12 protein-coding genes are annotated in these 13,067 nt (G+C 33.8%); 7 read left to right on the top strand and 5 right to left on the bottom strand.

Going from position 1 to position 13,067, the window contains the following annotated elements; translation table 11 throughout:
- The first annotated feature begins 4 nt into the window (after nucleotides 1-4).
- A complete protein-coding gene (locus AC3WRL_RS05505) occupies nucleotides 5-1,063 on the top strand; it encodes a Gfo/Idh/MocA family oxidoreductase (RefSeq protein ID WP_492329879.1) in 1,059 nt (352 codons plus the stop codon).
- A 56-nt stretch (nucleotides 1,064-1,119) separates the two neighbouring features.
- On the opposite strand, the gene AC3WRL_RS05500 is transcribed toward AC3WRL_RS05505, so the two are convergent.
- The 3 genes from AC3WRL_RS05500 to AC3WRL_RS05490 form a co-directional block, all read right to left on the bottom strand.
- Nucleotides 1,120-3,021 carry an ABC-F family ATP-binding cassette domain-containing protein gene (locus AC3WRL_RS05500; RefSeq protein ID WP_492329878.1) on the bottom strand — a complete coding sequence of 634 codons (1,902 nt, stop codon included), beginning with the start codon at nucleotides 3,019-3,021 and terminating at the stop codon, nucleotides 1,120-1,122.
- 115 nt (nucleotides 3,022-3,136) lie between these two features.
- The gene (locus AC3WRL_RS05495) at nucleotides 3,137-3,859 is read right to left on the bottom strand and encodes a ferredoxin reductase domain-containing protein (RefSeq protein ID WP_492329877.1); all 723 of its coding nucleotides are present in this window, start codon (nucleotides 3,857-3,859) and stop codon (nucleotides 3,137-3,139) included.
- 75 nt (nucleotides 3,860-3,934) lie between these two features.
- On the bottom strand, nucleotides 3,935-4,816 hold the full coding sequence (locus AC3WRL_RS05490) for a helix-turn-helix domain-containing protein (RefSeq protein WP_492329876.1): 882 nt from the start codon (nucleotides 4,814-4,816) through the stop codon (nucleotides 3,935-3,937).
- Between the two features lie 166 nt (nucleotides 4,817-4,982).
- On the opposite strand from AC3WRL_RS05490, the gene AC3WRL_RS05485 reads away from it, so the two are divergent.
- Entirely contained in the window at nucleotides 4,983-6,629 is a 1,647-nt protein-coding gene (locus AC3WRL_RS05485) for an alpha/beta fold hydrolase (protein ID WP_492329875.1), read from the top strand.
- Here the strand turns inward: AC3WRL_RS05485 and AC3WRL_RS05480 are convergent, their stop codons facing one another.
- On the bottom strand, nucleotides 6,630-7,493 hold the full coding sequence (locus AC3WRL_RS05480) for a glycoside hydrolase family 25 protein (protein ID WP_214833116.1): 864 nt from the start codon (nucleotides 7,491-7,493) through the stop codon (nucleotides 6,630-6,632). It abuts the gene before it with no gap.
- A gap of 65 nt (nucleotides 7,494-7,558) precedes the next feature.
- Between AC3WRL_RS05480 and AC3WRL_RS05475 the strand changes: the two genes are divergently transcribed.
- From AC3WRL_RS05475 to deoC, 5 genes are all read left to right on the top strand, one after another.
- Nucleotides 7,559-8,818 carry an NAD(P)/FAD-dependent oxidoreductase gene (locus AC3WRL_RS05475; RefSeq protein ID WP_214833114.1) on the top strand — a complete coding sequence of 420 codons (1,260 nt, stop codon included), beginning with the start codon at nucleotides 7,559-7,561 and terminating at the stop codon, nucleotides 8,816-8,818.
- The gene (gene trmD, locus AC3WRL_RS05470; RefSeq protein WP_214833112.1) at nucleotides 8,815-9,486 is read left to right on the top strand and encodes a tRNA (guanosine(37)-N1)-methyltransferase TrmD; all 672 of its coding nucleotides are present in this window, start codon (nucleotides 8,815-8,817) and stop codon (nucleotides 9,484-9,486) included. Before AC3WRL_RS05475 ends, trmD begins: the two co-directional genes overlap by 4 nt.
- A 337-nt stretch (nucleotides 9,487-9,823) precedes the next feature.
- Nucleotides 9,824-10,759, top strand: a complete 936-nt coding sequence (locus AC3WRL_RS05465) for an endonuclease/exonuclease/phosphatase family protein (protein ID WP_492329874.1) — start codon at nucleotides 9,824-9,826, stop codon at nucleotides 10,757-10,759.
- A 32-nt stretch (nucleotides 10,760-10,791) separates the two neighbouring features.
- Nucleotides 10,792-11,262 (top strand): Lrp/AsnC ligand binding domain-containing protein, encoded by a 471-nt coding sequence (locus AC3WRL_RS05460; protein WP_214833108.1) that lies wholly within the window; start codon nucleotides 10,792-10,794, stop codon nucleotides 11,260-11,262.
- Between the two features lie 6 nt (nucleotides 11,263-11,268).
- Nucleotides 11,269-12,012 carry a deoxyribose-phosphate aldolase gene (gene deoC / locus AC3WRL_RS05455; RefSeq protein WP_492329873.1) on the top strand — a complete coding sequence of 248 codons (744 nt, stop codon included), beginning with the start codon at nucleotides 11,269-11,271 and terminating at the stop codon, nucleotides 12,010-12,012.
- Between the two features lie 58 nt (nucleotides 12,013-12,070).
- Here the strand turns inward: deoC and dusB are convergent, their stop codons facing one another.
- On the bottom strand, nucleotides 12,071-13,066 hold the full coding sequence (gene dusB, locus AC3WRL_RS05450; protein ID WP_214833104.1) for a tRNA dihydrouridine synthase DusB: 996 nt from the start codon (nucleotides 13,064-13,066) through the stop codon (nucleotides 12,071-12,073).
- Nucleotide 13,067 lies beyond the last annotated feature (1 nt).

Raw genomic sequence — 13,067 nt, 5'->3', positions numbered from 1 at the left:
AAGTATGCAATTGGTAAAAGTGGGTCTTTGTGCCTTTGGAATGAGCGGAAAGGTTTTCCATGCACCTTTTTTGAAAGAACATCCTGGTTTTTTCATGTCTGCTGTAGTAGAAAGAAGTAAAGAAGAATCAAAAGAAAAATATCCTGATGCTACGATTTATCGTTCAGTAGAAGAGATGTTGAATAACTCAGATGTGGAAGTAGTAGTAGTTAACACTCCTGTTCAGACACATTTTGAATATGTAAAAATGGCTCTTGAAGCGGGTAAGAATGTTATTGTAGAAAAACCCTTTACAGTAGATGTTTCAGAAGCTGAGCAATTGGTGAAACTGGCTGAAGAAAAAGGTTTGTTTTTGAGCGTCTACCAAAACAGAAGATTCGATCGTGATTTTCTTCAGGTAAAAAAAATTATTAATAGCAAAAAGCTTGGAGACATCAAAGAGGTTGAAATACGATTCGATAGATTTCGTACGGAGCCGAGTGGAAAACAACATAAAGAAAATCCGCAGCAAACGGGTTCAGGATCACTTCACGATTTAGGTGCTCATCTGGTAGATCAGGCAGTTCAACTTTTTGGATTTCCGGAAAAACTTTTTGCCGATGTTTTTTCAATGAAGGGGGTGGAATATGCGAATGATTATTTTGAGATTCTGTTGTATTATAAAAATAACATGAGGATCAGATTAAAATCATCTGTTTTTAGCAAGGAGGCACATTATGCTTATATTGTTCATGGTAACAAAGGGAGTTTTTTACAGGAAAGGACGGACAATCAGGAAGCTGAATTGGTAGCAGGAACTTTACCTACCTATGGTGAAAACTGGATGGTTCCATTAAAGGATTCTGATGGGATTTTAAATTATATCCGTGACCACTCTGAAACAGAAAGAATTCTAACAACCAGTGAACCTGGAAACTATATGAACTATTACCAGGAGATTTATGAACATATTGTTTTTGGATATGACTTGCCTTCCCCGGGAAAACAAGTCATTCAGAATATGAAACTTATTGATGCTTCTATAAAAAGCTCGAACGAAGAAAAAGTTCTTAACCTGACATAAAAAATTCGGCTTCACTTTAAGTGAAGCCGAATTTTTTTATATTTTAATTGATCATCTTAAGCTTCACCCAGGATTTCCTGAAACTCCAGCCATTTCATCTCATGGTCTTCCAGCTTTCCTGAGATGGTTTCCAATTCCGCAGAAAGTTTTGAAATCTTTTCATAATCTTTCTCATTGTTAAGTTGCTCAAGGATCTTCTCACGCTGTTCTTCCAATTGAGGCATTTCCTTTTCAATAGTTTCCAGCTCTCTTTGTTCTTTAAAAGAAAGTTTTCGCTTCTTGGAATTTGTTGGTGGAGCTATAACAGGAACTGGTGCTGTTTCTTTAACTTCCGTTTTTTGAGGTGCATTTTTTTCTAAAGCATCCTCACGGCTTTTTGCTTCTCTGTATTCTGAGAAAGTTCCAATAAAATCTTTTATTTTTCCTTCACCCTCAAAAGCTAAAATATGATCAACAATTCGATCCATAAAATATCTATCGTGAGAAACAATAATTAATGAGCCTTGAAACTGCTGTAAAAAGTTCTCAAGAACCGTTAATGTGGGAAGATCGAGATCATTGGTAGGCTCATCAAAAATCAGGAAGTTTGGATTCTGATAAAGAATATACATCAAATGCAGTCTTCTTTTTTCACCTCCGGAAAGTTTTGAAATAGGAGAGTATTGTGTTTGATCATCGAATAAAAAGAGTCTTAAAAACTGAGATGCTGAAAGGCTTTTTCCATTCGCTAACGGATAGAATTCTGCAATTTCTTTAATAAAATCAATGACCCTTTCATCCTCTTTATAAGTTAGCCCCTTTTGTGAAAAATAACCGAAAGAAATGGTTTCTCCTGTTTCAATTTCTCCGCTATTGGCCTTTTCAAATCCTTGAATAATATTTAAAAGAGTAGATTTTCCCGCACCATTCTTACCTACAATTCCTACTTTCTCTCCACGTTGGAATGAATAGCTGAAATCTTTTAATAATAATTTATCACCAAAACTCTTGTCAATATTTTTAAGTTCCAGGATTTTATTACCCAGACGTTTCATTTCAAAATCAAGTTCAAGACCCTGTTTTGAAGTGTCTGTTTTAGCTACTTTTTCAGTTTCATAAAAAGCGTCAATTCTACTTTTTGATTTTGTGGTTCTCGCTTTAGGCTGTCTTCGCATCCATTCCAATTCCTTTCTGTAAAGGTTATTTGCCTTATCAATGGTAGAATTGAGATTGTCTTCTCTTATCATTTTATTCTCAAGATAAGTAGCATAAGAACCATTATGGAAATAAAGATTATTGTCTTCCATTTCCCAGATAATATTACATACACCATCCAAAAAGTAACGGTCGTGGGTGACCAGTAGTAGAGTAATTTTAGCTTTATTTAAATAATTTTCAAGCCATTCTACCATTTCCACATCCAGATGGTTGGTTGGCTCATCCATTATTAAAAGAGTATGACGATGCTCCGCTCTGGTTTCTGTTAGTAATTTTGCCAAAGCAACACGTTTGATCTGTCCACCCGAAAGTGTTCCCATCTTAGCTTCCAGATCTGTAATTTTAAGCTGCGAAAGGATCTGTTTCATTTCATTCTCAAGATCCCAGGCTTTATGAACTTCCATATCAGCCAATGCCTTTTCAATAAAATCAAGATCTGTTGAATGTAGGGATTTATGATAATTTTTAAGAGCTGCAATAGGTGCAGAATCAAGAGTCATCATAAATTCATCGATCGTAAGATTGGTATCATAGTCAATCTCCTGATCAAATAAAACAACCTGTATATCTTTATTGATGATTACATTCCCACTGTCAGTAATTTCCTTTCCCATCAATATTTTCAACAGAGTGGACTTTCCACTTCCGTTTTTAGCAACAATAGCTATTTTGTCCCCTTCATTGATATTGAAAGAAATATTTTTAAATAAAACTTTTACCCCATACGATTTAGTAAGGTTCTCAGCCGCAACGTAATTCATTCTATAAAGATTTCGTAGCGCGAAAATACGAAATATTGAAGGTTTTACAGGATAAAATATTTTTAACGATATTTTTGATCCTTAACGTCTATTTAATGCTGCAGTACAGTGATATTTACAACCCTTTTTTTCCTTCTATCCAATACGCTTGTGATCTGATATTTGCAGAACGCACTCCTTTTTCTTTGAGGTATCTTCGTAAAAAAGACATTGTTTTACCATTACCGGTAAGGTAAAATGTAACTTCGTCATTTTCTACAGCTTTCTTTTCCTCTCTTAAAAATTCATTGATTTGATTTAAAATAGACATCCAATTATTTTTGGAAGTGTAATAACCGTAAAGACCAAGATTTTCCAGAACGAAAGGGTCTTCCACCTCATGGAGGCATACAAATGAAGCATTGGATTCTTCAGCGGCTTTCTGAATTGAAATTGAACTTCCTAAAGAAGTTTCATCACCTATTGAGAAGTGGATCTTTGCGTCGGGATCGAAAAATCTTTTTCCTCTGGGGATGATCATTTTAAGAGATTCACCTACAGACAAACGATTGATGAAATTACAACCTACAGCATCTGTATCATGAATATGGAAAAGAACATCAAAGCTTCCTTTTTCTTTGTTAAAATGAAAGGGTGAATAATTACGGAAATCCCGGTCATTAATTCTAAATCCTACAGCATAGGCAGGCTCAAAATATATATCGGAAAGATCAGTCAGGAAAGTTATCCGTTTAAGATAATTTGTGATATAGTTTGTTTCTGTAATGGTACAATCTTTAAATTTGGACGGCAATAGATTCTCGACGGCATCATTGATCCATTTTGGTAAACTTGACATAATAATATTTTATTGCAAAGGAAGCTGCAAACTGAAAAAATACCAATAGTCATTTCATGGAATTGATTGGACTATTCACGGTGAGGGAATTTGTTTTCTGCTCTTTCCTCTAAAAGACAATGGTGTAATTCCTTCCAATTTAGAAAATAAACGGGAAAAATAGGTGTGATCATTGTATCCCAACTGATAGGCAATTTCTTTAACGGTGCAATTGGTGAAAAATAGTAAGCGCTTTGCTTCTACTAAAATTTCCTGCTGAATCCAATATAACGTTGATTTTCCTGTTGTCTTGCTTACGGCTTCATTTAGATAACCTGGTGAAATGTTTAAAAGTTCTGCATATAAAGATGGACTTTTTAGGGTGATAAATTCTTTTCGTACCAAAATTCTAAATTGTCGGGTAAGTTGCCAGGCACGACTTTCTTTTAATTTTTCAGGCTTATTTTCATTTAAAAAAAAAGAGGCAAACATTCCTGTGTAAGCATTAAGTAAAGACTTAGTAATAAAAAAGCCTTCCTTGGTAGACAGCATTTCTTCTGTGTACGAATTGTAAAGTAATTGAGCAAAATCATGAAACTTTCCAGCGCATATACTGTTCAATGGTAAAGGGTTGAAATCCATTATAGATTCTTCAAAAACAGAACGGATAAAATCAGGAACCAGATCTACATTTACTGCAACAAACCATCCGCAAACTTTGTCCATCAGAAGACCCTGATGTACCTGCCCTGGCAAGAGACAGTAGATGTTAGCATTTTCAGCCTCTATAACTTTAAAGTCTACCATCATTTTTGCATATCCGGTTTGCAGGAACATAAAGATATAATGACTGTCCCTGTGAATTCCTTTATCCATAAGGTTGTCATCGGGGCTGCTAATGCGATCTGTAATTTTTTCCACAATGAAACCATGTTTGGAAATAGAATTTAAGCTAAAGGTAGGAATCGTCTGTTTCATCTACTGGAATCAATATGGTAAAGGTAATAATATCCTTAGACCTTCAAAAATTTAGTTTTTAGGTGAGAAGTTGTTTGGAATAATTTAACTAAAAAGTGATAAATTTTAATAACGTGTTGTGATTTTTTAATCAGATAAAAGTAGATTTTTGTGTCAAACTTTTATCATGAAAAAAATCAATTCTTTATTCCTTTTGTTTTTTGCATTCTATCTTAATGCCCAGTTGATTTCCGGAACCGTATTTTCTAAAGAAGAGAATCTTCCAATTCCTTATGTGAAAATAGGTGTGGAAAAAGAAAATATAGGGGTTATCTCTGATGAAAAGGGAAATTTCTCAATTGATCTTTCTAAGGCTAATATGGGTGGGAATATCAGGATTGAAGTAGCTGGATATGAAAGTTATACCGAAACGATTCAGAGCTTTGTAAAGTATAATTCTCAAAAAATACTTTTAAAGGAAAAAGTTAAGAATATTCAAGAGGTGAAACTAACGCCTAAAAAATTAGTCGATAAAAATTGGGGGGTGAATACAAAAACGAAAAGTATTATGTATTCAGTAAATCCGGAATTTAATCAAAAGAACTTTCTTGGAGAAACGGCATTGGAGTTTAATGCAAATAAAAGATCGAAGATCAAAAATATTAATCTGAATATAGCAAGTTATGTTTCTGATCAGCCTGTATTGATGCGTTATACTATTTACAGTGAGAAAAATGGCTTTCCTGATAAGAATATATTAAATGAAGAGATTACAGTTGAGCTTACTGAAGACATGATAAAATCAGGGGCATTTACATTAAATGTAAATGACTATAATATCTGGGTGCAGGGGAAATTCTTTATTGGGATTCAGTTTTTGAAGAAATTCAATGGTAAAATAAATATCAGTGCAGCCCTTTTCAGAACTGGATTTTTAAGAGAATTTTATGGAGACTGGCAAAAAGTAACATTAGCCGCACCTGCCATTAATATTGATGTTAAAGTAGATAAGAGTGGAAATAACATAAAGGATGAATCTGAAAATCAGGATGAAAGTCTTGAAGATCTGATTCCTGACCTCAGTCAGTACCAAAAAGCATCTGAAAACTCTATATATGGGAAAAACTCCTCTGTGGGGAAATTTCTGAAAGTGAAGAATGCCGATTTATATTATGAAGTTTATGGGGAAGGAGAACCCATAGTATTGCTCCATGGAAATAGCGGAAGTATTAAAGATTTCTATCAACAAATTCCTGTATTATCCAAAAAATATAAAGTGATTGCTTTAGACACAAGGGGACAGGGGAGAAGTACAGATACTTCTAAAAATAATTTAACTTATTCCATTTTTGCAGATGATCTTAAAGGATTGACCGATGAATTAGGGTTTAAAAAGATCAATATTGTAGGTTGGAGTGATGGTGGAAATACAGGGCTTGAATTTGTTTTAAAATATCCGGAAAATGTAAGTAAGCTGGTAACAATAGGGGCTAATGTTCAACCTGATGGAGTAGATGAGCGTCTTTTGAATCATATGAAAACGGAGCTTCAGGTTTTAGAGCTTGAAAATAAACCTGAAAAATTTAATCAGACCAGAATTTTGAAAATCATGATTAAAGAACCCAAAATCAGTAAAGGTTCTTTACAAAAAATTCAAAGTCCGGTATTGGTGATAGCAGGAGAAAATGATGTGATAAAAAAAGTGCATACAGAATTTATTGCTAAACAAATTCCCAATGCTAAGCTTAAGATTTATGCAAAGGCGACTCACTTTATCCCATTCGAAAATGCGGATCAACTTAATGCGGATATTTTAGAATTCTTAGGGAAATAACTAATCTAAAGTCAGTCTTTTCAAAGACCAGGAGCTGCCATTGTATATATCCAGATCTACTTTGGTATTGATGCCATGAACAATCCCGCTTTCTGTGAATTGCCAGAAATCCCATTCATCATCAGGAGAAGGGATAGGGACCTCATTATAATTAGCTAACCAAAGTGGGTAGCCATCAAACTCACCTTTTAGAAAATCTTTATAGTAATGATAATACGTATAGATAATGGGTTTTTTACCGTAGGTTTCTTCAATGATTTTACACCAGACTTTTAAATCCTCGATCAGCTTTTTATTAGTTTTACGTTTGGGGATTTTTTCAATGTCTAAAATTGGAGGCAGATCTCCACTTTCCAATTTTACATTGGCTAAAAAATTATTGGCCTGAATAATTGGGTCTTCGTCGGCTCTGTAGAAATGATAAGCTCCCCGAATAAGCTCATGCTTTTTAGCTTGCGTCCAGAATTCATCAAAATGTTTATCCGCATTTTTATTTCCCATTGTCGCTCTCATAACAACAAATTCTAAAGGAATCGTTTTGTTTCCAATGCTTAAGCTGTCCCATTTAATGTCTTCTCTGTTTTGATAATGAGAGACATCAAAACCATAGGTTTTATCGAGATTATCAGAAAGGATTTTTTGAATTCTTAAAGTTTCTTTTTCGCTGTTGTGAAGCTTTTTATGAGTGAATTTATTAAAGTATAAGGCGTAATAATAGCTGATGGATTGCTTTAGATAAAACCCTGTCCCAATAAGAGCTATGATCAGGATAGCCAATACCACCTTGCGACGAAAAAAATAATTCTTCCGTCTTTTCTTATGAACGTTTTTGGCAGTTTTTTTGGTATACTTTTTTCTCGTCATAAAGTTTTGCAAAACTAACTTTTTAACAAGTAAAATGCTAAATAAAATCAGTAAATTTGTATATTATGGAAACACGCGAAAAAATCATCATTATCGGAGGAGGTTTTGCGGGATTGCAGCTTGCGAAAACGTTGAACAATAAAAATAAAAAAGTAATTGTTCTGGATAGGGTAAACCATCATATGTTTCAGCCTTTATTCTATCAAGTAGCGTGTGGGAGGATAGAACCTTCCAATATTTCTTTTCCGTTCAGGAAAATTTTTCAACAATCCAGAAATACTCAATTTCGTTTAACAGAGGTAAAAGAGATCGATCCTTCACAAAATAAGGTGATCACAGATGAGGCTGAATTTCGTTATGATAAGTTAATTATTGCCACCGGTTGTAAGACGAATTTTTTTGGAAATAAGGATCTTGAAGGTAGAGCTTTCGGAATGAAAAATACCCAGGAAGCAATAGGAATCAGAAATCATGTTTTGATGACCTTTGAGAAACTCATTCTGGAAAAGAGCCGAAGTGATGATGGAAACTGGAATATTGTAATTGTAGGTAGCGGTCCAACCGGAGTAGAGCTGGCAGGAGCTTTTGCAGAAATGAAAAAAGATATCCTTCCTAGAGATTATCCTTACATGAGTTTTGATAATCTTAAAATTATTTTAGTGAGTTCTACAGAGAAGCCCCTTGCTGTAATGAGTAGCGAAGCGCAGGAGAAGTCTGAAAAATATCTTAAAGACCTTGGTGTAACGTTCTTAAGTGGAGAAATAGTTACAGATTATGATGGTGATAAAGTGATCATGAAAAGCGGCAAAGAAATTCCGTCCAATAACGTGATCTGGGCAGCTGGAGTAACCGGAAATACAGTAGAAGGATTTCCTGAAGAAAAATTAATTAGAAACAGATATATAGTAGATCGATATAATAAAATAAAAGGTTACGATAATATTTTTGCCATTGGAGATATTGCCTATATGGAAACTCCAAAATATCCACAAGGCCACCCTCAGGTGGCAAATGTAGCAATCAATCAGGCGAAAAATTTAGGTAAGAATCTTTTAAAGAATAATAATGAGTGGACAGAATTTGAATATCATGATAAAGGATCTTTAGCAACTATTGGAAAGCACAGAGCAGTTGTAGATTTGCCATTTATAAAGTTTCAGGGCTTTTTAGCATGGTATTTCTGGATGTTTTTACATTTGATGCTGATTTTAAGTGTTAGAAATAAGCTTGCCGTATTTTTCAATTGGATGTGGAGCTATTTCAATAAAGACTCATCATTACGATTAATTATTTCGCCTACTAAGAAAAATGGAACATTACAATGAGAATTGATATTATAAGCGTACTTCCGGAACTGATGGAAAGTCCATTCAAAACTTCTATTTTGAAAAGGGCAATGGATAAAGGATTAGCAGAAGTACATTTTCACCACTTGAGAGAGTGGGCAATAAATAAGCACAGACAGATAGATGATGAGCCCTATGGTGGTGGAGCAGGAATGGTGATGATGGTTGAACCCTTGGATAAATGTATTTCTAACCTTAAATCCCAAAGGTTATATGATGAGGTTATTTACCTTACACCCGATGGAGTTACATTGAATCAGAAAATAGCTAATTCTCTTTCCATAAAAGGTAATTTAATTTTTATATGTGGACATTATAAGGGGATTGATCAAAGAGTGAGAGATCTGCATGTTACTAAGGAAATTTCGATTGGAGATTATGTTCTTACAGGTGGAGAACTCGCGGCATGTGTTTTAGCAGATTCCATCATAAGATTAATTCCAGGTGTTTTAAATGACGAGCAAAGCGCTCTTACAGATAGCTTCCAGGATGATCTTCTTTCGCCACCGATTTATACGAGACCTGAAAATTATAAAGGCCTGGAGGTTCCTAAAATTTTACTGAGTGGAAATTTTAAACAAATCGAAGAATGGCGTCATGATGAAGCTGTAAGAATAACTAAAGAGAAACGACCTGATCTAATGTAATTTGTTGAGAGATTTCTTTGTTTACTAAATTGTTTTTTTCTTTTTTTGCAAAATTTGTATAAAATGGAATAATAATTGTAATAGAAAGCAAAATAATAAAGTAAAAACTATTATGGATTTATAGTCGTTTTTAATAAATTATTATTATTTTGCTATTTTGATTTTGTTTCTTACGATTTAAGATCGAATTTGTTAAGGGTTTTCACAGATTGTATTTATTAAAATGTCCTTAAAATTTTTTTTTTAGTACAAAATCAAAAACAATATTTTGTAATTTGACCTACCAAAAATTAACAACCTCAAAATCAAGATTATTTAAAAATAGAAATATGCGTTAATGGAGCTTTTCACTTTTTACAATGTAGAAAATTTATTTTTGCCGGATGTAAAACCTGTTCATAAATATGATCCGACAAAATCAGGTTTGAGGAACTGGGATGAAAGAAAGTACTCCAATAAGCTTTTTAAAATTGCGCATGTTTTTCAATTGATAAAAGAAGAAAATGGTGTATTGCCATTTATAATTGGTTTATCTGAAGTTTCCGGAAGGAAAGTTTTAGAAGAGCTTGTGGAGATGGATCCTTTTAATTCTCAATATGGAATTGTACATTACAATTCTATGGATGAAAGAAAGGTTGATGTTGCCATGTTATATGATAAAAGCAAAGTAGAAGTGATAGATTCAGAAACTATTACATTCTTTTTTGAAATTACAAATAAAAACACTGAATATTACGACACAACTAGAGATGTACTTTATTCAAAATTAAAATATAAAGGAGAGATTATTAATGTCTTTATCGCTCACCTTCCCTCTAAGAGAGAGAAAGACGTTAATAAACCAAAAAGAGACTTTATAATGGAAGAAATTCGTAACAGAATTTTGAATATAGTGAGCAGTAGTAGTGAGCATATAATTTTGTGTGGAGATTTTAATGAAAACCCAGATGATGAAAACCTCACTAACATTCTTTATGATAATAATCATGAAAAAATGTTAGAAAACCCCTTTAGTGAACTGTTTTTTACTGGAAATTATTCTACTTTTCATTATAAATCTGGTCTATTGTTTGACCAGATTATATTGTCAAAGTCATTTTTTAATGATCAGAATAATGAAGGTGTGTCATTTGAAAGTGCCGGAATATTTAAGTCTGAAAAGATTAGCAGCCGAAATAAGCAATTTGCAGGCAGGCCTTTCAGAACATATGCTGGTACAAGATATTTAGGAGGTTACAGTGATCATTTTCCGGTTTTTGTGAAATTTAAATAATAAAAAAAACATAAATAAAAAAAAATTACAAGATGAAAAATTCAACAAATGCAAGCTATCATTTAGATTCAATTGACAAAGAAATTATCTACATGCTAATGGATAATGCTAAAACTTCTTTGGCTCACATCTCGAAACATGTAGGGATTTCAACAACTGCAGTACACCAAAGAATTAAAAAACTGGAACATGCTGGGGTTATTGAAAATTCAATTTCTTTTCTGAATCCTAAAAAAATCGGGTATAAAGTAATTTCTTATATCGGTATCTTTTTAGATCAGCCAAGTCATTATCCAGATGTTGTAAAATCTTTAAAAGAGGTAAACGAAGTGGTAGAAGCTCATTATACCACAGGAAACTATACAATTTTCCTTAAGGTTCTTTGCAAAGACAATGATCATTTGATGCAGATTCTTAATAAACTTCAAAAATTAAAAGGAGTAACAAGAACAGAAACTTTCATATCTTTGGAACAAGGTATAAGCAGACAATTGAAAGTATAATTAACTATGGATATTGCCAGATATTTGGACTCAACATATTTGAAAACTCCTCAACAGTCGGGGATTTCAGAAAATGAAACTTTACAGAAAGATAAAGGTCTTACACAGGAAGCCATTGATAATGGTATTTTTGCGGTTATGATCCGTCCGGATTATGTATCAGAGATCAAAAAATATATTCAGGAAAGGAATTCAAATGTTGTAGTAGGTACTGTAATAGGTTTTCATGAAGGAACTTATTCTATTGAAGACAAAATAACAGAAGCTTCTAAGGCAATTGAAGACGGAGCTGATGAATTGGATTTTGTAATTAATTATAAGGCTTACCTTGAAGGAAATCTTCAATTAGTAAAAGATGAATTTGTAAGATGTACCTCATTATGTGTACAAAATCATAAGGCTGTAAAATGGATCATTGAAATTGCAGCTTTAAATGATTCTCAAATTGCCGATCTTACTAAAAATATTTCCGAATGGGCAGAGGAGAATTTTCTTGAAAAGGATTTACATTCTATTTTTGTGAAATCTTCAACAGGATTTTATGTAACCACTGATGGGAAACCTAATGGAGCAACATTTGAAGGCATTAAAATTATGCTGGATAATGCCGGAAAACTTTCCGTGAAAGCTGCAGGTGGTGTAAGGACTCCTGAAGATGCTGAGAAAATGATCAGTATGGGGGTAAAGAGAATTGGAACTTCCTCGGCATTATCTTTAATTAGAAATGAATCTGCTTCAGAAGGTTATTAAAATTATTAAATTTAATTAATCATAAAAAAGCCATCAATATTTTGATGGCTTTTTATTTTTATACTTGTTCCTGATACTCTTCGTAGAAATGTTGTGTTTCTTTTATCAGGGTATCCATTTCGGCTAATGTAAAAACCTCAAGAAACTTTTTTCTGAATTCTTTAAAATGAGGGACACCACGGAAATAATTACTGTAATGTTGTCTCATCTCTATTAAACCCAGTTTTTCACCTTTCCATTCTGCACTCCATTCTGCATGTTGGCGTACGGCCAATAGTCTGTCTGAAATAGTAGGTTCCGGAAGATGTTCGCCCGTTTTAAAGAAGTGTTTTATTTCATTAAAGATCCAAGGGTATCCAATGGCTGCACGGCCTATCATAATTCCGTCACAGGCATATTTCTGTTTATATTCTAATGCTTTTTCAGGAGAATCGATATCTCCATTTCCAAAAATCGGAATTTCTATATTGGGATTTTGTTTGATTCTTGAAATATGTTCCCAGTCAGCTTCCCCTTTGTACATCTGACCTCTGGTTCTTGCATGTATAGTTAAGGCTTTAATCCCTGTTTCCTGCAAACGTTCCGCCACTTCATCAATATTGATAGATGTACTGTCCCATCCTAAACGTGTCTTTACTGTTACAGGTAGATGAGTCGAACTAACAACAGCTTTTGTAAGACGTACCATAAGGTCAATGTCTTTCAGCACTCCAGCTCCAGCACCTTTGCAGACTACTTTCTTTACTGGGCAACCAAAGTTAATGTCAACTAAATCTGGGTTTACGGTTTCCACAATCCTTGCAGACATCGCCATAGCTTCTTCATCACCTCCAAAAATCTGAATTCCAACAGGTCTTTCATAATCGAAGATGTCCAGCTTTTTTCTGCTTTTCATAGCATCGCGAATTAAGCCCTCAGAAGAAATGAATTCTGAGTACATCATATCTGCACCATGCATTTTGCACAAACGTCTGAATGGAGGGTCACTTACATCTTCCATTGGTGCCAGTAAAAGCGGAAATTCCGGCAGTTCTATATTGCCTATTTTTATCATG

The organism is Chryseobacterium sp. FW101-FHT12H09 (genome assembly GCF_058790395.1).
Note: the sequence above shows the minus strand (reverse complement) of the source record. Positions and strands in the feature narration are given on the sequence as shown.

Bases quoted from the DNA above. Each gene is read 5' to 3' on its own strand.
- AC3WRL_RS05490 (WP_492329876.1), bottom strand. From the start codon at position 4,816: ATGAAACAGACGATTCCTACCTTTAGCTTAAATTCTATTTCCAAACAT.
- trmD (WP_214833112.1), top strand. From the start codon at position 8,815: ATGAGAATTGATATTATAAGCGTACTTCCGGAACTGATGGAAAGTCCA.
- AC3WRL_RS05480 (WP_214833116.1), bottom strand. From the start codon at position 7,493: ATGACGAGAAAAAAGTATACCAAAAAAACTGCCAAAAACGTTCATAAG.
- deoC (WP_492329873.1), top strand. From the start codon at position 11,269: ATGGATATTGCCAGATATTTGGACTCAACATATTTGAAAACTCCTCAA.
- dusB (WP_214833104.1), bottom strand. From the start codon at position 13,066: ATGATAAAAATAGGCAATATAGAACTGCCGGAATTTCCGCTTTTACTG.
- AC3WRL_RS05500 (WP_492329878.1), bottom strand. From the start codon at position 3,021: ATGAATTACGTTGCGGCTGAGAACCTTACTAAATCGTATGGGGTAAAA.
- AC3WRL_RS05460 (WP_214833108.1), top strand. From the start codon at position 10,792: ATGAAAAATTCAACAAATGCAAGCTATCATTTAGATTCAATTGACAAA.
- AC3WRL_RS05465 (WP_492329874.1), top strand. From the start codon at position 9,824: ATGGAGCTTTTCACTTTTTACAATGTAGAAAATTTATTTTTGCCGGAT.
- AC3WRL_RS05495 (WP_492329877.1), bottom strand. From the start codon at position 3,859: ATGTCAAGTTTACCAAAATGGATCAATGATGCCGTCGAGAATCTATTG.
- AC3WRL_RS05485 (WP_492329875.1), top strand. From the start codon at position 4,983: ATGAAAAAAATCAATTCTTTATTCCTTTTGTTTTTTGCATTCTATCTT.
- AC3WRL_RS05475 (WP_214833114.1), top strand. From the start codon at position 7,559: ATGGAAACACGCGAAAAAATCATCATTATCGGAGGAGGTTTTGCGGGA.
- AC3WRL_RS05505 (WP_492329879.1), top strand. From the start codon at position 5: ATGCAATTGGTAAAAGTGGGTCTTTGTGCCTTTGGAATGAGCGGAAAG.